The sequence below is a fragment of the Sideroxydans sp. CL21 genome, from assembly GCF_902459525.1.
In the GTDB taxonomy this organism is placed as follows: Bacteria; Pseudomonadota; Gammaproteobacteria; order Burkholderiales; family Gallionellaceae; genus Sideroxyarcus.
Genome location: NZ_LR699166.1, coordinates 3,516,162 through 3,540,226 on the forward strand (window position 1 = coordinate 3,516,162; position 24,065 = coordinate 3,540,226).

At 56.5% G+C, this 24,065-nt stretch carries 25 protein-coding genes; 6 read left to right on the forward strand and 19 right to left on the reverse strand.

From position 1 onward, the window contains the following. Window positions 1-115 precede the first annotated feature (115 nt). From QOY30_RS16840 to QOY30_RS16870, 7 genes are read right to left on the reverse strand one after another with little or no spacing between them, the layout of a single operon-like run. Window positions 116-475: a DUF1304 domain-containing protein gene (locus tag QOY30_RS16840; RefSeq protein WP_283745779.1), complete on the reverse strand. Its 360-nt coding sequence runs from the start codon at window positions 473-475 to the stop codon at window positions 116-118. Then, window positions 475-1,434: a septal ring lytic transglycosylase RlpA family protein gene (locus QOY30_RS16845; protein ID WP_283745780.1), complete on the reverse strand. Its 960-nt coding sequence runs from the start codon at window positions 1,432-1,434 to the stop codon at window positions 475-477. The genes QOY30_RS16840 and QOY30_RS16845 overlap by 1 nt, the downstream gene beginning before the upstream one ends. An 8-nt stretch (window positions 1,435-1,442) precedes the next feature. After that, window positions 1,443-2,543 carry a rod shape-determining protein RodA gene (gene rodA / locus QOY30_RS16850; protein WP_502958696.1) on the reverse strand — a complete coding sequence of 367 codons (1,101 nt, stop codon included), beginning with the start codon at window positions 2,541-2,543 and terminating at the stop codon, window positions 1,443-1,445. Window positions 2,544-2,545: 2 nt separating this feature from the next. Continuing rightward, window positions 2,546-4,438 carry a penicillin-binding protein 2 gene (gene mrdA / locus QOY30_RS16855; RefSeq protein WP_283745781.1) on the reverse strand — a complete coding sequence of 631 codons (1,893 nt, stop codon included), beginning with the start codon at window positions 4,436-4,438 and terminating at the stop codon, window positions 2,546-2,548. Beyond that, entirely contained in the window at window positions 4,435-4,953 is a 519-nt protein-coding gene (mreD, locus tag QOY30_RS16860; RefSeq protein ID WP_283745782.1) for a rod shape-determining protein MreD, read from the reverse strand. Before mreD ends, mrdA begins: the two co-directional genes overlap by 4 nt. After that, window positions 4,950-5,867, reverse strand: coding sequence for a rod shape-determining protein MreC (gene mreC / locus QOY30_RS16865; protein WP_283745783.1), 918 nt, complete (start codon window positions 5,865-5,867; stop codon window positions 4,950-4,952). Before mreC ends, mreD begins: the two co-directional genes overlap by 4 nt. 15 nt (window positions 5,868-5,882) lie before the next feature. Beyond that, window positions 5,883-6,926 carry a rod shape-determining protein gene (locus QOY30_RS16870; protein WP_283745784.1) on the reverse strand — a complete coding sequence of 348 codons (1,044 nt, stop codon included), beginning with the start codon at window positions 6,924-6,926 and terminating at the stop codon, window positions 5,883-5,885. Window positions 6,927-7,023: 97 nt separating this feature from the next. Between QOY30_RS16870 and gatC the strand changes: the two genes are divergently transcribed. Genes gatC through gatB form a run of 4 tightly spaced genes read left to right on the forward strand, consistent with a single transcriptional unit; the run spans window position 7,024 to window position 11,071 of the window. Beyond that, window positions 7,024-7,311 carry an Asp-tRNA(Asn)/Glu-tRNA(Gln) amidotransferase subunit GatC gene (gene gatC, locus QOY30_RS16875; protein ID WP_283745785.1) on the forward strand — a complete coding sequence of 96 codons (288 nt, stop codon included), beginning with the start codon at window positions 7,024-7,026 and terminating at the stop codon, window positions 7,309-7,311. A gap of 6 nt (window positions 7,312-7,317) precedes the next feature. Beyond that, on the forward strand, window positions 7,318-8,769 hold the full coding sequence (gene gatA / locus QOY30_RS16880; protein WP_283745786.1) for an Asp-tRNA(Asn)/Glu-tRNA(Gln) amidotransferase subunit GatA: 1,452 nt from the start codon (window positions 7,318-7,320) through the stop codon (window positions 8,767-8,769). A gap of 8 nt (window positions 8,770-8,777) precedes the next feature. Beyond that, window positions 8,778-9,578 carry a DUF3050 domain-containing protein gene (locus QOY30_RS16885; RefSeq protein ID WP_283745787.1) on the forward strand — a complete coding sequence of 267 codons (801 nt, stop codon included), beginning with the start codon at window positions 8,778-8,780 and terminating at the stop codon, window positions 9,576-9,578. Continuing rightward, window positions 9,578-11,071 (forward strand): Asp-tRNA(Asn)/Glu-tRNA(Gln) amidotransferase subunit GatB, encoded by a 1,494-nt coding sequence (gatB, locus tag QOY30_RS16890; RefSeq protein WP_283745788.1) that lies wholly within the window; start codon window positions 9,578-9,580, stop codon window positions 11,069-11,071. Before QOY30_RS16885 ends, gatB begins: the two co-directional genes overlap by 1 nt. A 111-nt stretch (window positions 11,072-11,182) precedes the next feature. On the opposite strand, the gene QOY30_RS16895 is transcribed toward gatB, so the two are convergent. The 7 genes from QOY30_RS16895 to argS form a co-directional block, all read right to left on the reverse strand. After that, on the reverse strand, window positions 11,183-11,821 hold the full coding sequence (locus QOY30_RS16895; RefSeq protein WP_283745789.1) for a cytochrome c1: 639 nt from the start codon (window positions 11,819-11,821) through the stop codon (window positions 11,183-11,185). Next, window positions 11,818-13,056, reverse strand: coding sequence for a cytochrome b (locus tag QOY30_RS16900; RefSeq protein WP_283745790.1), 1,239 nt, complete (start codon window positions 13,054-13,056; stop codon window positions 11,818-11,820). The genes QOY30_RS16895 and QOY30_RS16900 overlap by 4 nt, the downstream gene beginning before the upstream one ends. Before the next feature lie 12 nt (window positions 13,057-13,068). Beyond that, a complete protein-coding gene (petA, locus tag QOY30_RS16905; RefSeq protein WP_283745791.1) occupies window positions 13,069-13,581 on the reverse strand; it encodes a ubiquinol-cytochrome c reductase iron-sulfur subunit in 513 nt (170 codons plus the stop codon). 176 nt (window positions 13,582-13,757) lie between these two features. After that, window positions 13,758-14,543: an SDR family oxidoreductase gene (locus QOY30_RS16910; protein WP_283745792.1), complete on the reverse strand. Its 786-nt coding sequence runs from the start codon at window positions 14,541-14,543 to the stop codon at window positions 13,758-13,760. 59 nt (window positions 14,544-14,602) lie between these two features. Beyond that, window positions 14,603-15,226 carry a thiol:disulfide interchange protein DsbA/DsbL gene (locus QOY30_RS16915; RefSeq protein WP_283745793.1) on the reverse strand — a complete coding sequence of 208 codons (624 nt, stop codon included), beginning with the start codon at window positions 15,224-15,226 and terminating at the stop codon, window positions 14,603-14,605. A 31-nt stretch (window positions 15,227-15,257) separates the two neighbouring features. After that, window positions 15,258-15,851 carry an SPOR domain-containing protein gene (locus tag QOY30_RS16920; protein ID WP_283745794.1) on the reverse strand — a complete coding sequence of 198 codons (594 nt, stop codon included), beginning with the start codon at window positions 15,849-15,851 and terminating at the stop codon, window positions 15,258-15,260. Between the two features lie 19 nt (window positions 15,852-15,870). Then, the gene (gene argS, locus QOY30_RS16925; protein WP_283745795.1) at window positions 15,871-17,547 is read right to left on the reverse strand and encodes an arginine--tRNA ligase; all 1,677 of its coding nucleotides are present in this window, start codon (window positions 17,545-17,547) and stop codon (window positions 15,871-15,873) included. Between the two features lie 264 nt (window positions 17,548-17,811). Here argS and QOY30_RS16930 point away from each other — a divergent pair, with 264 nt between their 5' ends. Together QOY30_RS16930 and QOY30_RS16935 are read left to right on the forward strand one after the other, a co-directional pair. After that, window positions 17,812-18,378 carry a DUF4337 domain-containing protein gene (locus QOY30_RS16930; RefSeq protein WP_283745796.1) on the forward strand — a complete coding sequence of 189 codons (567 nt, stop codon included), beginning with the start codon at window positions 17,812-17,814 and terminating at the stop codon, window positions 18,376-18,378. A 12-nt stretch (window positions 18,379-18,390) separates the two neighbouring features. Further along, on the forward strand, window positions 18,391-19,011 hold the full coding sequence (locus tag QOY30_RS16935) for a phosphatase PAP2 family protein (protein ID WP_283745797.1): 621 nt from the start codon (window positions 18,391-18,393) through the stop codon (window positions 19,009-19,011). 189 nt (window positions 19,012-19,200) lie between these two features. Here the strand turns inward: QOY30_RS16935 and QOY30_RS16940 are convergent, their stop codons facing one another. From QOY30_RS16940 to QOY30_RS16960, 5 genes are all read right to left on the reverse strand, one after another. Then, window positions 19,201-20,004: a MipA/OmpV family protein gene (locus tag QOY30_RS16940; RefSeq protein WP_283745798.1), complete on the reverse strand. Its 804-nt coding sequence runs from the start codon at window positions 20,002-20,004 to the stop codon at window positions 19,201-19,203. Between the two features lie 464 nt (window positions 20,005-20,468). Then, window positions 20,469-20,978, reverse strand: a complete 510-nt coding sequence (nikR, locus tag QOY30_RS16945; protein ID WP_283745799.1) for a nickel-responsive transcriptional regulator NikR — start codon at window positions 20,976-20,978, stop codon at window positions 20,469-20,471. 10 nt (window positions 20,979-20,988) lie between these two features. Beyond that, entirely contained in the window at window positions 20,989-22,353 is a 1,365-nt protein-coding gene (gene glnT / locus QOY30_RS16950; RefSeq protein WP_283745800.1) for a type III glutamate--ammonia ligase, read from the reverse strand. Window positions 22,354-22,379: 26 nt separating this feature from the next. After that, the gene (locus QOY30_RS16955; protein WP_283745801.1) at window positions 22,380-23,150 is read right to left on the reverse strand and encodes a creatininase family protein; all 771 of its coding nucleotides are present in this window, start codon (window positions 23,148-23,150) and stop codon (window positions 22,380-22,382) included. A 2-nt stretch (window positions 23,151-23,152) separates the two neighbouring features. Continuing rightward, on the reverse strand, window positions 23,153-24,064 hold the full coding sequence (locus QOY30_RS16960) for an ABC transporter ATP-binding protein (RefSeq protein WP_283745802.1): 912 nt from the start codon (window positions 24,062-24,064) through the stop codon (window positions 23,153-23,155). Window position 24,065: the final 1 nt, after the last annotated feature.

Genomic DNA, 24,065 nt, shown 5'->3' on the forward strand with positions numbered 1-24,065 from the left:
TTGGTTTTGATGTTGGGTTACGCGATGAAACCGCTAACCCAACCTACGCTACTGCGTGCGGCACTCAGGACGAACGGTCCTCTATGTAGCGCGTGGCGCGAACAACCTCAAATTCTCAATAGGACGGCACAAACCCCAACAACACCAATCCCACCACCGCTGGCGCCGCCTGTATCCACAATATCCTGGCATTCGCCGTCATCGCCCCATACACCCCCGCCGTCGCCACGCACCCGAGAAAGAACCTCTGCACATGGATGTCCCCAGTAAACAATCCCCAGAACAACCCCGCTGCCAGAAACCCGTTATACAGCCCCTGGTTCGCCGCGAGTATCCGGGTTGCGGCAGCGAAGTTTTCGTCCATGTCGAAAGTCTTCAGGCCGGTTGGTCTTTCCCACAGGAACATCTCAAGTACAAGGATGTACACGTGGATGAGGGCGACGATGCCGACAACGATGTTGGCGGCGGCATGCATCAGTGCAGGCTCACGAAGGGTTTGAAGCCCAGTTTCGAAGCAAGCTTGCTTGCGGCATCGCGTGCTTCGCTCTCGTTCGCATAGGGGCCGAGGTGCACGCGGGTCAGTCCATTCTTTTCATACAGCTTCAGTTCCTTGCCGTTATCGCCCAGTTCTGCATTCATTTTGGCAAGGAAACTTTCCGCACCCTGCGCCGATTTGAATGCGCCGAGTTGCAGGAAAATTTTTCCTTTCGAACTGCCTACCGTATCGACGGGAATGGCGGTTGCAACGGGTGCGATGGGTGCAACCGTGATCGGTTCTATATTCACTGCAGCCGTTTCGACCGGGTTTGTGACGGGAGCGTTGGCACCGGTGGCGATACTCTCGACTTCGACTTCCGCGCTGCCTGTGTTGACGAAGCCCAGTTTGTAGGCGGCGGCATAGGAAAGATCCATGATGCGCTCGTGCAGGAACGGGCCGCGATCATTGATGCGCACGATGACAGACTTGCCGTTTGCTACATTGGTGACGCGTGCATAGCTGGGGATGGGCAGCGTGGGATGGGCGGCAGTCATGCCGTACATGTCATATGTCTCGCCGATGGAGGTGCGCTGTCCGTTGAATTTCTTGCCGTACCAGGAAGCGATGCCTCGTTCCTTGTAGTTGCCGGTAGTTTGCAACGGTGTGTAGGTTTTGCCCAGCGCGGTGTAGGGACGGTTGGCGTAGCGATGCAGGGGCTCGGCCTTGGGTACCGCATCGGGGATGTTGTCGAGGTTCGGCGCATCGGTGCCCGGACCGTCGCCGGGCAGGTATCCGCCGCCCGTTGCCGGGGGGGCGCTTGCCGATTTGCCGCTGGGGCCGGCGATCGCATCCACGATCGGTGCCGCACTTTGCTCCTTCTCTCCCGGTTTCGTGGTGGAACAGGCGGTCATTGCAAGCGCAGCCAGCAAAATCAACAGCAATTTTATTTGCATCATCGTTCCCCTCAAGATTTAACGAGTTTTTTGTTTGTCTGGATGCCCATCAGGATACCAAAACCCAGCATCAGCGTAAGCATGGATGTGCCGCCGTAACTGATGAGCGGCAACGGCACGCCCACCACCGGCAGGATACCGCTCACCATGCCCATGTTGACGAAGGCATAGGTAAAGAAGGTGAGCGTGATGCTGCCCGCCATCAGGCGCGTGAAATAGGTGGAGGCGTTGGCGGTGATGATGAAGCCACGCCCGATGACGAAAACGTATAGTGACAGCAACAGCAGATTGCCAACCAGCCCGAATTCTTCCGACCAGACGGCGAAGATGAAGTCGGTAGTGCGTTCGGGCAGGAAGTCCAGGTGCGTCTGCGTACCGTTCAGGTATCCCTTGCCGAGGATGCCGCCGGACCCCACCGCGATCATGCCCTGAATGGTGTGATAGCCCTTGCCCAATGCGTCTTGCGAAGGATCGAACAGCATCATGATGCGATGGCGCTGGTAGTCGTGCAGCGCCGACCACAGAAACGGCGCGCTGGCCGCCGCCGCCAATGCGGAACCGATCATGATGCGCCAGGACAAGCCTGCGAGGAACAGTACATAAAATCCGCTCGCCCCGATCAGGATGGCAGTACCCAGGTCGGGCTGTTTCGCAATGAGCGCCACGGGCAACAGCAGCAGGATGGCCGCGACAAAATAATTCCTGAGCTTCAGGGTCGCTTCGTTCTTTTCGAAGTACCAGGCCATCATCAGCGGCACGGCGAGCTTCATCAATTCGGAAGGCTGGATCGTTGCCACGCCGATGTTGAGCCAGCGCGTGGCGCCGTGGCTGTTCACGCCGAGCGGTGTCATCACGAGCAACAGCAGGATCATGCCCAGCAGGTATATCGGAAAGGCTGCGCGCATCAGGTAGTGCAGAGGCATGTTGGCGACGACCCACATCGCGACGAAAGCCACCGCGATGTTGCCTAGCTGGGCCAGCACGCGCATCAGGTTGCCGTCGCTGGCGCTGTACAGCAGCACCAGGCTGACCAATGCGAATCCCCCGAGCGCGGCCAGCAGCACGGGGTCAAGATTCATCATCAATCGTTGCTTGAGTTGTCTCGCGTTCATGCTCAGTCGCTCTGATCCCCGGTTTTATCCGTCGGCAACGGCTGGGGTATTTTGCCGAGCAGGTAATAATCCATCACTTTGCGCGCGATCGGGGCCGCGGTTGTGCCGCCGTGACCGCCGTTCTCTACCAACACTGCCATTGCAATGCGCGGCTTGTCGGCCGGCGCAAAAGCGATGAACCAGGCATGGTCGCGATTGTATTCCGAGACTTTTTTCGCGTCGTATTTTTCACCCTGCTTGATGGCGATGACCTGTGCTGTACCGGTCTTGCCCGCAATCCGGTAGGTTGCGCCATAACTCGCTACTGCTGCCGTGCCGCCGGGTTTGGTGACGGCTTCCATTGCGCTTTTCACCAGTTTGAGATTTTCCGGATCGATTTTGAGGTCGAACATCTGTTTGGGTTCGGTCATCACTGCGCCCCCGCTCGCAGGCCGCATTTCTCTGACCAGGTGCGGCTGGAAGGCCACACCGTCGTTGGCCAATATGGCCGTGGCATAGGCCAGTTGCAGCGGAGTCACCAGATTGTAGCCTTGGCCGATCCCCGCCGAGACCGTGTCTCCCGGATACCATATCTGCTGGTAGCGCTTGGATTTCCATTCGGGAGAAGGCAACAGTCCGGATACTTCTCCTTCCATGTCCAGTCCGGTCTTCTGACCGAAACCGAAACGCGACAGGTAGCTGTGCATATTGTCTATGCCCAGTTCGGTGGCAAGCCCGTAGTAATAGGTGTCGCAGGAAATGACGATGGATTTGAACATGTCGACCGCGCCATGCCCGCCAACCTTCCAGTCGCGGTACTGGTGCCGACTGCCGGGCAGCATGTAATAGCCGGGGTCGTTGATGGCATGGGTGGGAGAACGTGTGCCGTAGAAAAGTCCCGCCAACGCCATGAAGGGTTTGATGGTGGAGCCTGGCGGATATTGTCCGCGCAAGGCGCGGTTGTTGAGCGGTGTATCGGGCGAATTATTCAACGCGTCCCAGGTCTCCGTGTCGATACCGTCGATGAACAGACCGGGGTCATAGCCGGGCTTGCTGATGAAAGCCAGCACTTCGCCGTTGGTGGGATCGATTGCGACCAAGGCACCGCGGTATTCGCCGAATGCCTTCTCCGCCACCTCCTGCAGTTTCGCATCCAGCGTCAGCATCAGGTTGCTGCCGGACTGCGGTGCTGTGCGCGACAGCACGCGCACTGCGCGCCCGCCGGCATCCACTTCGACTTGCTCAAACCCGGTCTTGCCGTGCAGGTCTTTTTCGTAACTTTGTTCGATGCCGGTCTTGCCGATGTAGTCGGAACCGAGATAATTGGAAGCGACATCGTCTTCGTCCAGCTGGTCGATATCATTCTGGTTGATGCGACCGACATAGCCGATGAGGTGCGAGGTCATATCGATAAAGGGATATTCGCGGAACAATCGCGCCTTGACCTCCACGCCGGGAAAGCGGAATTGCTGAGCGGAAACACGCGCCACTTCTTCGTCGCTCAGGTGGCTGCGTATCGGCATGGTCTCCAGCGTCTGCCGCTCGGTCAGCAGTTTCTGGAAGCGCTTGATGTCTTTGGGCGTGATCTCGACCAGCTTGGACAATTCGGCGATCAGCGCATCCATGTCGGCAACTTTATTCGGTGCGATCTCCAGCGTGTAACCGGAATAGTTCTGCGCCATCACCACGCCGTTGCGATCCAGGATCAGCCCGCGGTTGGGCACGATGGGCACAACGTAAATGCGGTTGCTGTCCGCCAGGGTGTGGAAGTAATCATGGCGGATCACTTGCAGAAAGAAGAAACGCAGCAGCAGGATGAGCAGCATCACCACCACGAAGCCCAGACTCAACACCAGTCGCAGACGGAAATAATAGATTTCGCGCTGATGGTTCTTCAGCTCGACGTAACGATTCATAGTTCGTTAGGGTCGTGACGCGGGCGGCGCAAGGCTTGCAACAACATGGTCATCGGCATCCACAACAGCGCCGATATCGGGCTGCCCAGAAAATATTCCCACGCCACATAACCGCGCACCTGCCAATGCACGGCAGCATAGGTTGCGTAACTCAGCAACAGCAACGGAAACACGTGCAGGGATTGCTGGCGCAGGTCGAACATCTGTACGCGGCGATGCAGCACGATGCCGCCGAAAGCCAGCACCGTGTACGCCAGCGCATGCTGGCCAAACAGGCTCGCATCCGCGACATCGGCGAAAATCCCGACCAGCCAGGCGATGCCGATGCCAATGCGATGCGGCTTGTGCGTGCACCAGTACAGCAATACCAGGGCCACGAAGTCGGGACGCAACGCCAGTGCCCAGCCGTACCAGGGCAACCAGTTGAGCATCACCGCCACGAACAGGCTGAATACGATGAAACTCGTACTCGCGGGCAGCAGGAATTCCTGGTCTTTGGGGAGGTTGGATATCACTGCTTCCTCCGCTTGAGTCGCTTGTTCAGGCGATCAGACTCGGCACTCGTTTCCGATGTGGCCGGATGTTCCGGCAATTTCGGCAGGCCGGAAACGATGAGCAAAGCGCGATGCCGATCAACTCCGGCCAACGGTGCACAGATGATGCGCGCGAACGGGTAGGCCGGATCCCGCTCGATCTTGAGCACTTTCGCCACCGGCAAATTGGGCGGGTAGGTGCCGTCGATGCCGGAAGTCACCAGTACGTCGCCCTCCACGACATCCGAACTGACCGGCATGTAGCGCAGCGACATTTCGCTGATATCGCCCGATCCGAATATCACCGCGCGCAATCCGTTGCGCAATATTTGTATGGGCACTGCGTGATCCTTGTCGGTGACCAGCGTGACTTCGGAGAGCCAGGGGTAAACGCGGGTCACCTGGCCCACCACTCCCATGTCGTCCATTACCACCTGCCCGGGCAATACATTGGCCTGCGACCCTTTATCCACAAACAGTTTGCGCTTGAAAATGTCGCGCTCGACGTAGGCGATTTCCGCCATCTGCATCGGATAGTCGACCCGCTGTTTGAGTTCCAGCAAGTTGCGCAACTGGGTATCTTCGGCCCGGATCGCATTCAGCTGCGCCAGCTGTGCCGCATCCGCATCGTGCTGCTGGCGCAGTTTCGCGTTCTCCGTCTGCAGTTGATTTTGCATCTCGAAATAAACGGCAATCTGCCCCATGGCCTCGCCGGGCAGTGCGGTCAGGCGCTGAAACGGATAGATCACGACAGCAAGGACCTTGCGGGCGGATTCCAGATACTGGTAACGGGCATCTACAAATAGCAGCAACAGCGAGAGCAGGCAAAAAAAGACAAGGCGAGCGGCCGGGCTGGGGCCGCGATTAAAGAACCGTAGGGTGCGAGTGTCGTCCAAGTTACTGCCGTACGATCAATCGCTGGTGAAGATGCTGCTGAATTTGTCCATACGTTCAAGCGCCTTGCCGGAGCCGCGTACCACACAGGTCAGCGGATCGTCCGCGATGACCACTGGCAGGCCGGTCTCTTCCATCAACAGACGGTCCAGGTCGCGCAACAGCGCACCGCCGCCCGTCAGGACCATGCCCTTGCTGGCGATGTCCGCGCCAAGTTCCGGCGGAGTCTGTTCCAGCGCCGTTTTCACGGCGCTGACGATGTTGTTGAGCGGGTCGGTCAAGGCTTCCAGGATTTCGTTGCTGGAGATGGTGAAGCTGCGCGGCACGCCTTCAGCCAGGTTGCGTCCGTTCACTTCCATTTCGCGCACTTCACTGCCGGGGAAGGCAGAACCGATTTCCTTCTTGATATTCTCGGCAGTGCTCTCGCCGATCAGCATGCCGTAATTGCGGCGGATGTAGTTGATGATGGCTTCGTCGAACTTGTCGCCGCCGACGCGCACCGAACCGGAATACACCGCACCGCCCAGCGAGATCACGCCGACCTCGGTAGTGCCGCCGCCGATATCCACCACCATGGAACCGGTCGCCTCTTCGATCGGCAAGTCGGCGCCGATCGCGGCAGCCATCGGTTCTTCGATCAGTTCCACGCGGCGCGCACCGGCACCGTAGGCGGATTCGCGAATGGCGCGTCGCTCAACCTGGGTGGAACCGCACGGTACGCAAATGACGATGCGCGGGCTGGGCGTGAAGATGCTGGATTTGTGCACGCGGCGGATAAACTGCTTGAGCATCTGCTCGGTGACGGTGAAGTCGGCGATCACGCCGTCCTTCATCGGACGGATGGCGGTGATGTTGCCGGGCGTGCGTCCCAGCATCTGTTTCGCCGCGAGGCCGACCTGCTGGATGACTTTCTTGCCGTTGGGACCGCCTTCCTGGCGGATCGCGACAACGGACGGCTCGTTCAACACGATCCCCTGTCCGCGCAACCAGATCAGTGTGTTCGCCGTACCGAGGTCGATAGCGAGGTCGTTGGAGAAATAGCCGTTGAAATAACTTAACATGTCAGGTCCTGGAAGGTGGAAGGTAGAAGGTGTGCGCCGAAATAAGCGGTTTATGATACCCTATCGCGCCTGATTTGATAAAGCTTTAAACCCGTTTATGTCCCTAAGTTTAGCCGATGTCGAAAAAGTCGCCCGCCTTGCCCGGCTGGCGATGACCGACCCAGAACTCCAAGCCGCCCGGGATCAACTGAATAACATCTTCGGCCTGATTGCCGAAATGCAGGCAGTCGATACCTCGGGCATAGAACCCATGTCCCACGCCCAGGACTTGGCGCAACGCCTGCGCGACGACAAAGTCACCGAAGCCAATCAGCGCGAGGCTTTTCAAGCCATTGCCCCACAGGTGGAAAACGGCCTGTACCTGGTTCCGCAGGTCATCGAGTAAACCGCCATGATCAATTCCAGCCTCACACAACTGGGCGCGGCCCTGCGCGCCAAAAAGATCTCCAGCGTCGAGCTGACCCAAAGCTACCTCGATCGTATCGCCAAAATGAATCCGGAACTCAACGCCTACATCACGCTGAATCCGGAAATTTCGCTGGCCCAGGCGCGTGCAGCCGATGCCCGTCTCGCTGCCGGCAAGGCCGATCCGCTGACCGGTATCCCTGTTGCACAGAAGGATATCTTCTGCGCCAAGGGCTGGTTGACCACCTGCGGCTCGAAGATGCTGCACAACTTCGTTTCACCCTACGATGCGCATGTCATTGCGCAATTCAACAACGCCGGAGCGGTGAACCTCGGCAAGACCAACATGGACGAGTTCGCCATGGGCTCATCGAACGAAACTTCGCATTACGGTACTGTAAAAAACCCGTGGGACATGTCGCGCGTGCCCGGCGGCTCCTCGGGCGGGACGGCAGCCGCGGTAGCTGCACGTTTGTGTGCGGCAGCGACCGGCACCGACACCGGGGGCTCCATCCGCCAGCCGGCTGCGCTATGCGGCATTTCCGGCTTGAAGCCCACTTACGGCGTGGTGTCGCGCTACGGCATGATCGCCTTTGCCTCCAGCCTCGATCAGGCCGGTCCTATGGGGCGCAGCGCGGAAGACCTCGCGCTTTTGCTCAACACCATGGCCGGATTCGACGAACGTGACTCCACTTCGCTGCAACGCGAAAAGGAAGACTACGCCCGCGACTTGAACAAGCCGTTGAACGGCCTGCGCATCGGGCTGCCGAAGGAGTTCTTCGCGGAAGGCCTGAGCGACGACGTGGCAAAGGCCGTCGAAGCCGCCATCGCCGAATACAGGAAACTGGGCGCGGTCATCGTCGATATCAGCCTGCCAAATACCAGACTTTCCATCCCGGTGTATTACGTGCTGGCTCCGGCCGAGGCGTCGAGCAACCTGTCGCGCTTCGACGGCGTGCGCTACGGCTACCGTGCACCGGAATACGGCGACCTCGGCGACATGTACGAGAAGAGCCGTGCACAGGGCTTCGGAGCAGAAGTGAAGCGTCGCATCATGATCGGCACCTACGTACTGAGCCACGGCTATTACGACGCCTATTACCTGCAAGCCCAGAAGATTCGCCGCCTGATCGCGCAGGACTTCACCGATGCCTACAAGCAGTGCGACGTGATCATGGGGCCGACCTCGCCCTCCACCGCATTCAAGCTGGGCGAGAAGGGCGACGATCCGGTGCAGATGTATTTGTCCGACATCTACACCATCGCCGTGAACCTGGCCGGGCTGCCCGGCATGTCCATTCCCTGCGGTTTTGGCGCGAACGACATGCCGGTGGGCCTGCAGATCATCGGCAACTATTTCGACGAAGCGCGCATGCTGAACGTGGCACACCAGTATCAACTGGCGACCGACTGGCACGGCCGCGCGCCGCAACTTTGAGGCAATTCATGAAAATCACGAGATTCACCGGTGTGCCCGCACTCAAGAGACAGCTCGACCGCCATCCCGTCTACGGCGCGGTGCGCAACATCGACGATCTGCGCCGCTTCATGGAACACCATGTCTATTCGGTATGGGATTTCATGTCGCTGCTCAAATACCTGCAACGCGACTTGGCGCCGGCCACCATGCCGTGGATACCGACCGGCGATGCCACTGTCACCTCGGTACAGCGCTTCATCAACGAGATCGTGCTCGGCGAAGAGACCGACGACGGCTTGCCGGATGCGAAGGGAAACCCGACTTTCATCAGCCATTTTGACCTGTACATCGGCGCGATGGAAGAAGTGGGTGCTGACACTGCCCCGGTGAAAGCCTTCATCAGGTCGGTGCAGAGGAACGGCATCGAGAAGGCGCTGAAGATCGCAAAGATTCCCGAACCGTCGCGCCGGTTCATGCAGACGACGTTCGGTTTCATTGGCAGCGGCAAGACACATATCGTGGCTGCGGCGTTCGCGCTCGGCCGCGAACAGGTGATCCCCGGCATGTTCCGCGCCTTGCTGGCCGACATGAACATCGGCAAGAGAAAGGCGCCCCTGTTCCATTACTACCTCGAGCGCCACATCCACCTCGACGACGAGCTCCACGGTCCGCTGTCGCTCAAATTGCTGGGACATCTGTGCAGCGGCAGCGATACGAAATTGCGCGCTGCATCGAAGGCGGGCCGTGAAGCCATCGAAGCGCGTATCGCGCTGTGGGACGGCGTGCGCGCCGCTCTGCCCTCCTCCTCGAAAATACGGAGCAAATAATGCAGTGGGAAATCGTCATCGGACTGGAAGTACATACCCAGCTCTCCACCAACACCAAGATATTCTCCGGTGCTTCGACCGCATTTGGCGCCGAACCCAACACGCAAGCCGATGCGGTGAGCATCGCGCTGCCCGGTGTATTGCCGGTGCTGAACAAGGGCGCAGTCGAGCGGGCGATCAAGTTCGGCCTGGCCACCGGCGCGCGCATCGCTCAACGCTCGGTGTTCGCACGCAAGAATTATTTCTACCCCGACCTGCCCAAGGGCTACCAGATCAGCCAGTTCGATCTGCCGGTAGTCGGACAAGGCGCATTGACCATTCAGGTCGAACCTCTATCCGGTAACGCAAAACCCTATGAAAAAACGGTGCGCATCACCCGCGCCCACCTGGAAGAAGATGCTGGCAAATCGGTACACGGCAATTCGCAAGGCGTAACAGGTATCGACCTGAACCGCGCCGGCACCCCGCTGCTGGAAATCGTGTCCGAACCGGACATGTGCTCCGCCGCCGAAGCGGTCGCCTACGCCAAAGCACTGCATACGCTGGTACGGTGGATCGGCATCTGCGACGGCAATATGCAGGAGGGTTCGTTCCGCTGCGACGTGAACGTGTCGGTGCGCCGCCCCGGCGAACCGCTGGGCACACGCCGCGAGATCAAGAACCTGAACTCGTTCAAGTTCATGCAGCAGGCCATCGACTATGAAGTGCAGTGGCAGATCGACACCATCGAGAACGGCGGCAAGATCCACCAAGCCACCATCCTGTTCAACCCGGATACAGGCGAGACCCGTGCAATGCGCAGCAAGGAAGATGCACACGATTATCGCTATTTCCCCGATCCCGACCTGTTGCCGCTGGAAATATCAACCGAATGGATTGAGCAAGTGCGTGGCACCTTGCCGGAGTTGCCGCAGGCCAAGCAGGCTCGCTATGTGAGCGAACTCGGTCTGTCGGCTTATGACGCCAGCATCCTCACCGCGTCGCGTGAGATAGCCGACTACTTCGAGGCGGCACTGAGCGTCAGCCCAGCACAGGCCAAGTTGCTCGCAAATTGGATTCAGGGCGAGATTTCCGCGCGGCTCAACCGCGAGGATAAGAACATCGCCGACGCACCGATTGCGCCTATGCAATTAGCCGTTTTGATTGGCCGAATCGTCGATGGAACGATTTCAAATAGCGCCGCCAAACAGATATTCGATCACCTCTGGACACCCAAGGATGCTGAGCTAGTCATAGGTGATTCGCTTGAAGATGTAACCAAAGGGATCAATACACTCATCGAGACCAAGGGGCTCAAGCAGGTATCCGACAGCGGCGCAATCGAAGCGCTGGTGGACGAGATCATTGCAGCCAATGCGGACAAGGTCGCGGAATACCGCAGCGGCAAAGACAAACTGTTCGGTTTCTTCGTCGGCCTCGCCATGAAGGCAAGCAAGGGTAAAGCCAATCCCGCCCAGCTGAACGACATCCTGAAAAAGAAACTGGCGGGCTAAGCGCCCGCCAGTTTTTCATTACTCCATAAACGACCCGTCACATCAGCAAAAGATCATCTATAACTCTTTCATGCCGACTCCATGTTTTTCCTGGAGCCGGACACGAATGGTTTATTTCAACTTCGACCAGACTCGTTTCTTGACGAAATAGAGCAAGGTCGTCAGTACAACCAGGTACACCATTACATAATATCCAAGGCGAATCCGCTCATCTGCATGAGGATCGGATGCCCATGACAAAAAGGATACGATGTCATGTGCTGTGTCTTGTATTTTTGCCTGCTGATCCTGCGGTGCGGTACTGACCCCGAGAATATCCGGCATCTTGGTGGGAGGATAATAGTGGTTCCCGGTCACACCGTCGGGGCCAACGTAATAGCCCAACAGATAGGAGTACACATAGCTAGCTCCACCTTCTCTTGCTTTGGCCATCAAACTCAGATCCGGCGGGGCTATGCCGAAAGCCTGGGCAGCATCGGCCGCAGGCATCTGGGATAACAAGGCAGAAGACATGGGTTGATCACCGCGCCAGGCATCCACCTTTTTCGCATCGATTCCCGCGACAACCAAGTCTCTATAAGTAATGTACTTCAGGCTGTGGCAGGAATGGCAGTTAGTCATTAAAGCATCCACTCCGCGCTCCAGCGTCTGCACATCGTGACTGACTTTAACTGTTTTCAGTTCCACTTCCGAAGCCAGCGCCGACGTAGCGATAAGGCATGAAGCCAAAATTGTCATGAGCTTTTTCACAGCTTTCCTCCTTTTTTACTTATCTCATGTTTTTCGCTCTCAATAAGGGCCATCACCTCCGGGGATAGACCACGCTTGATCAGCCAGCGTTCTTCTACTTTGGACAAGAACGGGACGAGAAGGAAAGAACCAAAATAGCATAGTGTTGCAATTTGGCCGATCAGGATCGATTGATTTGTTGGCGGATAGTAACCAACGAATCCCAACACCAGCATGTCCGCAATGAACAGGTAGAACTGCACCTTGTATATTGGACGATTCCTCGCACCACCGGGTATGCGCGAGCGGTCCAGATAGGGCATGAAGGCAAATATGATCACCGACAGGCCCATTGCGACTACACCGCCTACCATATTCGGCACCGAGCGCAATATCGCGTAGAACGGCAGGAAATACCATTCCGGAACGATGTGGTTCGGGGTCATCATGGGGTTTGCAGGAATGTTATTGGCGGGTTCGATCAAACTGTCGGGGATGAAGAACACAAACACGCTATACAACATCAGGAACAGGCCCAGCCCATACAGATCCTTGATCGTGAAGTAAGGATGGAACGGGATGTTGTCATGGTCGGCCAGATCGATACCGCTCGGGTTGCTGCTCTTTACCGTGTGCAATGCCACCAGATGCACTATTACCGCCCCGATGATGATGAACGGGAACAGATAGTGCAACGAGAAAAAGCGCGACAGTGTGGCGTCACCTACGGTGAAATCGCCTCGCAGCCAGATGACAACCTGATCACCGAAAAATGGCGTTGCCCGGAACAGGTTGGTGATGACCGTCGCACCCCAGAATGACATTTGACCCCAAGGCAGCAGATAGCCCATGAAGGCGGTTGCCATCAGCAACAGCAACAGTCCTTGTCCAGTCCACCACAGCAGTTCGCGCGGTGCACGATAGGAACCGTAATACAGCGTACGTGCCATATGAACGAAGATCACAAAGAAGAACGCAGACGCGCCCATTGCATGCATATAACGCAACAACCAGCCGTAATTCACATCACGCATGATGTGCTGGATGGAATCGAACGAAAGAGAAACATCCGCCTTGTAATGCATCGCCAGGAATATTCCGGTTACAACCTGCAGTACCAGTACAAATCCGGCGAGGAAGCCGAAGTTCCACCAGTAACTGAGATTGCGCGGAGTGGGATAACCTGTCAGGTCATGTTCGATAAAGCTGGTGAGCGGGAAGCGCTGGTCTATCCAATTGATAACTTTTGTTTTCATGGGGTGGCCTCCTTAAGCAACTTTGCCGATAACGATCTTGTTTTCCGACACAAAGTGATATGGCGGAACTTCAAGGTTTTTCGGTGCCGGACCGCGCGTTACGCGGCCACTATCGTCATATTGGCTACCGTGGCAGTGACATGTCCAACCCGGCCCTTCCTTGTTCGGCACGCATCCCATATGGGTACAAACTCCAACAACGACCAGCCATTCTGGATTCTTTACACGCTGGCTATCCGGTTCCGGGTCAAATCCCCCATTACTGGCTTGAGCCTCTTTGATCTCGTCCGGGGTACGGCGCAGTATAAATACCGGCTTGCCCTGCCAGGCAACCGTGCGCAGGCCGCCCGGCGGAATGCCGGTCAGGTCGACCTCGGTCTCGGCTTTTGCCAGCACATCGGAACTTGGGTTCATGCTTGCCACGAAGGGTACGCAGGTTGCCGCCACGCCTGCACCGCCAACTACGGAAGTCAACTTGACCAGAAAATCCCGGCGGTCACTGTTGCTTAAAGCCTCATTCTCCATCTTCACGCTCCTTGATATTGTTGCAGTTTGTCAAAATCTCGTGAATTCTACGCGCGCATCTTGTTACTTGCAATTAACAAAACACGGGTTAAGCCTGTCTAGAAGGGTTATGCAGCAGCACGAAAGAAGTAATCCGCAAGCATCACGGCATAGCTTGCTGGTGTTACCAAAAGAGGCTATTGATTGCCTCGTGATTTATGTGGTGCTTTGCTGAATACCGGATCGTAGATCCAGTTAGGCAATCTTTTCAGCAGCCAGCCTGTCAATCCCATCTGCCAGGGTACAACGGCGAAAGATGCACCCCGCTCGATGACACGCGCCATGCGGCGGGCGGCTTCATCGGCTTCCAGGATGAACGGCATGGGGTAAGTATTGATGTCGGTCATTGGTGTCTTGATATAACCCGGGCAGATCGTCACGACTTTTACGCCGCTACCGTACAGTTCGACGCGCAGACTTTCAAGGTAAGAAATCGCCGCTGCTTTGGATGCCGAGTAAGCGCCTGCACCGGGCAGGCCGCGAAAGCCTGCAACGCTGGCAATACCGACCAATGTGCCTTGCTTTGCCTCGCGCATTGCGGCATGAAAAGGCTGGAACGTCTTTACCATACCCAACACGTTTATATCCATAATGTTCTGGAACACCTCTTCGTCCTCGGCATATTCGGTGAGTGTGCCCCTGCTCACTCCCGCATTGGCGATAACAATGTCAGGGACGCCAACGCGCGACATGAAATCGGTTGCCGCCGCCAGAATGGCAGGCGCGTCACGCACATCCAGCGTGTAGCAATACGCTTTGCCGGGAAACTCTGTAGCGAGGTTTTGCAGGAGATCGCCGCGACGGGCGAAAGCGGCGACGGTTGCGCCGCGTTCAAGATAATGGTGCGCCAAAGCCAAGCCGATGCCGCTCGACGCGCCTGAGATAACCAGGGATTTTGGATTGGGGATCTGGGATTTGGCCAAATCAGCAATTCCACTTCCCTTCCGCCCCAAAATCCCGGCCCCCAATTCCCAGATCCTGATCAGTGTTTGCTGCGTTCCTTGCGTGCCAGCGCAATTACCTCATCCAACACGCGGATGGTTTCTCCCGGTTGCAGTCCGGTGATGATGTATTTGCCATCCACCGCGATGGATGGCGTACCGCGAATTCCGTAGCTCTGCACCAGCTGGTTGCTGCGCGCAATCTTGCTGGATACCGCAAAGGAATTGTAGTCCGCATCAAATTTGCTGCGATCCACACCGCGCTTCGCCACAAACTCGGAAATACGGGCCTCATCGCTCAGATCAATATTCTGTACGTTCCACGCTTCAAACAGGGCATTGTGCAATTGCTGGCTTTGTCCCATTGCATCCAGGGCGTAGTAAGTGTGCGCCATCGGCTCCCAGCTTTCATTGAAAATGACCGGTACATATTCCAATTTAACATCCTTGGGCATCTTCTTTTCCCACGCGCTGAGATACGGATGCAGGTGATAGCAATGGGGACAGCCGTAGAAGAAAAACTCGAGCACCTCGATTTTCTTGCCGCTGCTGGTCGGCATCGGCGAATTCATGACCGTGTAATCCTTGCCGGCCACGATTTCGGCCTGCGCATAAGTCGCGCACAACAATGCCAACACTACAAACACCTGCTTGAAGAATCTCATGCTCGTCTCCTTGTTGAATCGATACGCCCGTTCACTGGGCATGTAGTTGGGTGGCGATAATGCCGTCTTGCTTCAATGCTGCGATGGCTTTGCCCGCTTCGCTATTGTTATACGGGCCGAGGCGTACACGGTGCCATTCACCTTTATCCGGTATGGCGACGGTCTGAACGGTCGCCTCGAAGCCTGAGAACGCCAACTTGGCTTTTAGTTTCTCTGCATCCCCAACGTTCTGGAACGATCCGGCCTGCACGTAATACATCTCTTTCGATGCCGCTGCAGACGGAGCAGGCTGCACTTTGGCAACCGCGGGTTCTTTCGGCGTAACGGTCTTCGGATTGGTTTGATGCGCTGCAGCATCCGGTTTGTCGGTCAGCACTTTGTAGAATTCGAAATGCTGTTTGGCTTCGCCTACGCCCGAAGCCGCCACCGGTGCTGAAACTGCCGCGACAACGGGAGGGATGACTGAAACCGGCGCCACTTGCGGGGCAGGTTTCGCTTGATCCTTGTTGGTGAAGGCATTCGGCTTCTTTTGCAGGACATACCACGCAACTCCCCCGGCTGCGGCAATGCCGAGCACCATGCCAATGAAGACGCCCGCAACAACCTTGCCTTTACCTCCGCTCATGTTTTTTCCTTATGTCTTGTTACATCTTCTCGGGTGCAGAGACACCCAGCAATGCCAATCCGTTCTTGATCACCTGCGCAACGGCGGCGATCAATGCCAGGCGCGCCAGCTTTAGCTTTTCATCCTCGACCAGAAAGCGCGAGGCATTATAGTAGCTGTGAAAATCGGCTGCCAATTCTTTCAAATAGAAAGCAACCAGATGCGGCGCAAGGTCTTCGGCTGCTGTCTCGATCACCTGCGGGTAGTCGATCAGTCGCTGCAGCAATTGCGTTTCGTATTCGCTGTCCAGCACACCGACATCCGCATGCAGCAAGGCTGCGCGTTCACCGGCCCATTGCGCCAACACCGTGCTGATGCGGGCGTGGGCATACTGTATGTAATACACCGGATTGTCGTTGCTCTGCGACTTCGCCAGATCGATATCGAACACCAGCTGCGAATCGGGATGGCGCGCGGCAAGAAAATAGCGCGTCGCATCGCAGCCGACTTCGTCGATCAGGTCGCGCAATGTCACATAGCTGCCCGCGCGCTTCGATATCTTCACTTCTTCGCCGTTCTTCAGCACCGTCACCATCTGGTGCAGCACGTAGTCCGGCCAGCCTTTTGGAATGCCTGCATCCAGCGCCTGCAAACCGGCGCGAACACGGGTGATGGTGGAGTGGTGATCGGAGCCCTGTTCGTTGATGACACGCTCGAAGCCACGGCGCCATTTGTCCAGATGATAAGCAACGTCAGGCACGAAGTAAGTGTAGCCGCCGTCACTCTTGCGCATCACACGGTCCTTGTCGTCGCCGAAATCGGTGGTCCGCAACCACAGCGCATCGTCCTGCTCGTAGGTATGGCCGCTCGCGATGAGCCGGCTCACCGTTTCCTCCACCTTGCCGTCGGTATACAGCGCGGACTCCAGCGAGAACACGTCGAATTCCACCTCGAAGGCGCGCAGATCCAGGTCCTGTTCGCGACGCAGATAGGCCACGGCAAAATGGCGGATGGCTTCGGCGTCGTTTGCATCGCCTTTGCCGGTGATGTGCTGGTCGTCCGCCTCGATCGTTTCTTTTGCCATGTAGCTGCGCGCCACATCGGCGATGTAATCGCCGCGATAGCCCGATTCAGGCCAGGACGGATCGTCCGGCGTGATGCCCTTGCAGCGCAACTGTACCGACAATCTCAGATTGTCGATCTGCGCCCCGGCATCGTTATAATAAAATTCGCGCGTCACGTTCCAGCCTGCCGCGTGCAGCACATTGCACAGGCAATCGCCCACTGCCGCACCGCGCCCGTGGCCAACATGGAGAGGACCGGTCGGATTGGCCGAGACGAATTCCACCCCCACCTTGCGCCCCCCGCCAACATGCACATGCCCGTAGCCTGCACCTGCCAGCAAGACGCCGTGCACCACATCCTGCTTCGCCGCGGTGGTGATGAATACATTGATGAATCCCGCACCGGCGATCTCCACCTTTTCGATGACATCGGATTTCGGCAATGCCGCGATCAACGCATTTGCGATGTCGCGCGGCGATTTGCGCAGCGGCTTTGCGAGCTGCATCGCGAGGTTGCAGGCGTAATCGCCGTGGGCAACCTGCTTGGGGCGTTCGATGAGGACGATCGCGCTGCTTTGGTCGGGAGCGACCTCGCGCAAGGCCTGCGCAAACAATTCGGACAAATGGGATTTAAAATTCAGGACGACGGACATGAAGCAGCACCATTAAACGTGAATTCGCGTAGCGATCGTTGCTCCCTCTCCCATCCGGAGGAAGGTTCGGGTAGGAAAAACGGGCACAGCGAATGTTATTTTCAGGGATGGCACAACACCATGCCCGTTAAAGAGGCGCGGATTATAACACTCGACCGGCATCGGTTTGATAGTGCAAACCCGGTGAGGTGCTGACAACATTTCCCGGTTCGCGGTATAGAATGCGCGTCTGTTTTTCTTGATGCCCGAGTAAAGGATAAGATTATGTCAGAAGGATTTCATGTTCACGGTGCCCACGATCATGCAGTGGAACACGGCGCCCATAGTGGCGACAAGCTGGGCGGGCAAGTCGCGATTTTCACCGCGATCCTGGCCTCGGTAGGCGCGATCGTCAGCTATCAGGGTGGCGATACGCAAAATCAGGCCATGTTGTACAAGAACGAGGCCGTGCTGAAAAAAACCCAGGCTTCCGATCAATGGAGTTTTTACCAGGCCAAGAGCAACAAGGGGCATTTGATGGAACTCGCTTCCGACATGGCGCCGAAGAGCAAGCACGATTACTACAAGGCCCAGATCGAGAAATACGAAAACGACAAAAAGGAGATCAAGGCCAAAGCCGAGGCTCTGGAAGCCGAATCGGAAAAGGCCAACGAGGAAAGCGAACACGCGATGCATCCCCACCATAAACTGGCGCAATCCATGACCCTGATACAGATCGCCATCTCTCTGGCGTCCATCACGGTATTGACGCGCAAGAAATGGCTGTTCGCAGTAGCGGGTGTGTCTGCCGCCGGTGGCCTGATCATGTGGGGATTGGCCCTGGCCGCTTAAGCAGGGACTGCCATGAAAGAAATCTTCTACGATTGGGGTGGCGCCAACGTCTGGCTGTTTCACGTCATCAATGACATCAGGTTTGCATGGTTGGATCAGGTCATGCTGCTTGGCACCACGCTGGGCGATCACAACCTTTTTATACCCTACCTTGGTCTGCTGACGATCTTCGCGCTGGTCGTTGTAAACAGGGCGGATCAGGATCTACAGCATTACCGCCTGCAAGTGACACTCTGGACATCGGTGATTGCCGTGTTCAGCATCGCTTACTTGCTGGACGGTTTGCTGCTGGGATTCCTGAAACCCCTGCTCGACTTTCCGCGCCCGCCGCTGGCACTTCCGCAAGGCACTGTGAATATTATCGGCACACCGGAATATCACCACAGCCTTCCCAGCGGGCATTCTTCGTTTGCAATGCTGGTTGTTGCCAGCCTGTGGCCGGTGCTGAACCGCAAGTGGCGCGTGGCAGGCGTGACCTATGTGTTGTGGGTTGGAATTTCCAGAAGCAGCCTCGGCGCGCACTTCCCGGCAGATGTATTGGCGGGATTCCTGTCCAGTCTGGCGGTGGTGTTGCTGGTTTATATGGCCGTCCAAAAGCTGATGCGCGTTGTCGAAGGCCGTCTTGGCGCGTGAAATTGATGCTCGCCTTTAACCCGGACATGCAGCCCTCCCGACAGAAAACGGTCTAACTGTTGTTACTACTGCCTGCCCACCGAACAACAAAGTTTAGACCCCGAAAGAAACGGAATACTTTTCCTGCTTCGAAATTGGCATTCCGGAATCTTTCGGGCCCTGTACTTGAACCGGGCCGAAGCCATTAACTCAGAACCGGTACCCGGAACTAACAACTGCAAGCCCATTGGTTTTGCGTGCAGTCAACGGACTGTCCGCGGCCCCACCGCTCAAGGATATCACCCCCACTTCAAGGGTGCCGACCCAATGCTGGCTGAAAGCATGCCGCCAGATCGATCCCACCGAGCTGCCGGCAACACCCGCTCCTGGTGTGTAAACTGCATTTCCGCTGGTGGATGATTGCGATGCAGTGACTCCAAAAAAGGTTTGCATCTGCGCCTGGTTTGCGTAATCAATGCCCGCATACAACTGGACGAGATCGGTTTTTGTAGAAACCGCGTCGAACATACCTACTAACTGCCCTTCGGCACCGTCCCGGTTGCCCAACTCTCGTTGCAGCAATACGTACGCATGGTACGGACCGTTGTCATAGTTGGCGAACAGATTGGCCTGAGCGCGCGGCGTCACATCACCCATGCCGGTCAGCCGATTATGCGTGTCGGCATTACCGGCGCTTTCCAGCCTTGACCGGCCCGCACCGAGACTTGCTGCAACTGAAAACGACCCATAATTCGGGCTGCGATACCCAATGCCACTGGCGCCCACAAAGGCTCCGTTGCCAAAATTTGCCTCGACATAAGGACTTGCCACTAGTGACAATTTTTGTGCGCCGAAATAGCCAGGAACCACGCCCACAATGCCTCCAATTTCCGCTTCTTGTGGAGCATTGGCTGGCCGCAGACTTGCACTGGGTGAAGACAATAGGTCACTTTCAGCTGCACTTGCAGCAACGTAGGCGAGCGAGAAAAAAATAATCAGCATTTGACGTTTCATAACCATCCTTTTGATTAGTAATGTGAGGTTTGCAGATTGCCCGACCAGACTTTTGCGAAACTTTAAGATCATGCCAGCGGAGCAGCAATGTCGGGCTGCACTTGTTGGGTCTTATTAAACCGGCAAAATATCCAATTTCAAAAACTTAAAATTTTGCTTACACATTTGATGCGCGGCGATACTAACTTTCTGACTGATCTGTGAACAGCAAAACGAATGCATAGACCGGTATATAGACCGGTATAGGCCGTTGAGATTGTTGACTGAGATTAATGGCCTGTGCTGAGCCGTAAGCGGCGCGTGGCGGGCATGATCTTTTACTATTGGTCGGAATTTCCAGAAGCTGCCACGGTGCGTATTTCCAAGCGGAAACATTGGCGGAGCTCCTGCCAGCAGGGTGGTGGCTTATACCTTGACGCCTTGTTGGCCTCTGCTCACCCCACCAACCGCTGGTCAGCTAATTGCTATTTGGGGGTTTTTGGTGAATTGAGCGGCGATGACTTCTCACTCTTGTTACCGGATATGGGATGCACAGGTGGAATGACCGCAGCAAGCAGTTGCAATCGTCCGGTGATAATTCCGCGCAGGGTGATCATTTCGTTAGCGACTTCCTGCAGTTTTGTTGCCGGCCCCTGCACCAGAATGACTTCCATCAACTGATCCTCAGTCAAGTGCACGTGCAGCGAGCTGATCACTTCATTGATATGTTTGAATTGCAAATCGGCCAGCTTCTTCTGCAAGTCACGCGTCAATCTGTCATAAAGCAGCGTGATCGTGCCAACCATCACCTCGTTGCCCAGTGTGCGTTTATGCTCGCTGAGCTGGTAATTCACCATCTCGCCTATCGCCTGCGAACGGCTTTCGTATCCACGGCTCTCCACCATGCGGTCGAGCTCGATCAGCAACGGCGGCGGCAACGAGATACTGACGCGGCTTACCAATGTGGAATTTTTCTTCTCGCTGCTGACTTTCATCGTACTTCTTTCAGAACATATAACTGTAACGTTCGATTTCCCACTTACTCACGGTGAGATGATACGTTTCCCACTCTTCCGTTTTGTAGTGTATGAATTCGTCCTTCAATTCTTTGCCCAGCGCATGCTCGACCAGCGGATCCGCTGCAAACGCAGCCACCGCCTCTTGTAGTGTCTGCGGCAGGAAATCAATGCCGCGTTTGGTGCGTTCGGTTTCCGAAATTCCATACAGATTATCTTCGTTTGGATTGCCGGGGTCGAGTCCCTCGCGTATCCCTTCCAGTCCTGCGGCAAGTGCTAACGCCGCGGCCAGATAGGGGTTGACGGCACCGTCGGCGTTACGCGATTCGCAGCGCCCGCCGCCGGCCGGTACCCGTACCGAGTTGGTGCGGTTGTTGGAGCCGTAAGAATTGAATACCGGGGCCCAGCTGAAGTAGCTCATCTTGCCCTGCCTTACCAGTCTCTTGTAGCTATTGACGGTCGGGGCAAATGTCGCGCACAACGCGGGACCGTGCTTGAGGATGCCGGCGATGAACTGGTAGCCGAGCTTGGTCAATCCGATGCCGCGCGGGTCGTCCTTGGGGTCGCAGGCAAACAGATTTTTTCCTGTATTGATGTCATACAGTGACATGTTGAAGTGCGCACCAGTGCCGGTCTTGTCGGCAAAGGGCTTGGGCATCATGGTGGCGAGCAGACCTTCCTCCTTGGCATAGTGCTTGGCCATGTAGCGGAAGAAGGTGAGACGGTCACACATGGTCAGCGCATCACTGTAATTGAAATCGAATTCGAACTGGCTATTGCCATCCTCGTGATCGAGCGAATAGAGATCCCAACCGAGGCCGTTGATGGCGCTGGCCATCTTGTCCAGCCAGCCGAAATTGTCCATGAAGCCGCGCACGTCGTAACAAGGTTTGGTCAGCTTGTCGTCTGGATTGGGCACAACCAGCTGGCCATCTGCCTCCTGTTTCAGCAGGTAGATTTCACACTCGATACCGAGATTGAAGCCAAACCCCATTTCTGCCGCCGTTGCCAGTACATTCTTGAGCGCCACCCGGGTATTGAGCGGATAAGGCTTTCCCTGAAAGCCGTTGTCGGCAGGCATCCAGGCAACTTTGGGCTCCCACGGCAATTGGATGATATGGTCGAGATCCGGGATGGAATTCAATTCATCATCGCTCGGTGCCTGGCCCAGGCCGTCCAACGCATAACCGGTATAGCGCTCTGAGCCAGCGGCCATCTGCGGCAAATGGTCAATGGGCACGACCTTGGCCTTGGGAATACCGTGGATATCGACATACGCACCGATGCAATATTTCACACCCTTGTTCTTCAGGTCTTCCTGAATTTTGCTGATTTCCGCTAAAGATTTCGTCATACCATTCCTTTCAAAAAAATCGGTTATTAGCCGTGCACACGACTGAAATACGAATGTGCAAGGGGAGGTTCTTCGTGCATGCCTTGCATGATCAACTGGCTCAAGTCTTCCACCATCCAGGAAAACCACGTTGCGCCTTTGTCGGCATTGGCAATGCTGGGCTTTCCGGTGACACCGTTGAGGCTTGTGCGGTTCACCGGGTGGGAGAACACCAGTCCGGCAGTACGGTCAGGGTCATCCGCGATCCCGAGTTTGTCGTTGCGCACCATCTCAGGCGCTTTCGCCAGCATCAGCGAAGTTTCTGCGTCGTTCGCATGCCAGTCATCACCATCTGCATGATGAAATTCGCGCACGCGCGGACTGAGCGTGCCGGAATTGAACACGCACACCATCATGTCATCGTGTTCGCCGCGCAGCATTTCCAGCGCGCAGCGCAGAGGCGCGGCATTGGTGACATGGGTATTGACGATAAACAGGCGACGCACTCCGCTGTGGTAGGACCAGTCACCGATTTCCTTGATCAAGTTGATCAGCGTGATCGGTGACACGGCGATTGTGCCCGGCCAGCGCCGACTGTGTCCCACCGAACAACCGTAAGGCATGGTGGGCAGCATCGGCACTTTCACTTTTCTTGCCACTGCCCGACACAGAATATCGGCCAGGATGTAATCCATGCCGCATCCGAGATGCGGCCCGTGTTGCTCGGTCGCGCCGACCGGCAGGATGGCACTGTTGTTCGAGATTCCGAGCGCGGAAGGGAGCTCGTCCCAGGTGGCATGTGACCATTGCATTGTCATGATCACTCCACGTTGTCTGCAACGTTGACGAAACGGATCATCTGCGGTTTTACCTCTGCATCCGGATCCGGCTCCGCTTCCTGCGGATGAATGAGGGCTTCCAGGCGCGCCTTGGTGGCCAGGAATTCCGGGCCGGCAAACTGCTCGCCACTTCGCGGGCGTGGCACCGGGACTTCGATCAACTCCTGCACTTCACCCGGATGCGCTTTCAATACCAGAATGCGATCCGCCAGGAATATGGCCTCATCCAGGTCGTGCGTGATGAACAGCACAGTGATGTCGATGTTGCGCCAGATTTCCAGCAGATGCGTTTGCATCTTGACGCGGGATTGCGCATCCAGTGCGCCGAACGGCTCATCCATCAGCAGAATGCGCGGCTGGTTTACCAGCGCACGGGCGATCGCCACTCGCTGCTTCATGCCGCCGGATAATTCGTGTGGGAACGCGTTGGCGAACTTCTCAAGCCCGATCAACTCCAGCCAAAGTTCCGCCTCGCGACCGGCATCGTCTGTACTGACGTTGTTCACTTCCAGACCGAACATGACGTTCTTTTTTACGGTCAGCCAGGGGAACAATGTGTAGCCCTGAAATACCATGCCACGGTCCCGGCCCGGTCCGGTCACCGGCTTGCCATCCAGCAGCACCTCGCCTGAGGTGTGGGATTCCAGACCCGCCAGAATGCGGATCAGGGTCGATTTGCCGCAGCCGGATGGCCCAATTACGCAGACGAATTCGCGACGATGGGTCTTGAAGTTGACATCCTTTAGCGCCGTGACATTGCCCTTGGTCGTCTTGTAGTCCTTGCCCAGATGTTTTACTTCGAGGATGACCTCGCGCGACTTCAGACGATCAAACCGGCTCCGGACTGCTTCGGACTGTTCAAGGTAGCTCGGCAAATGGCTGGTAGTGTTCATG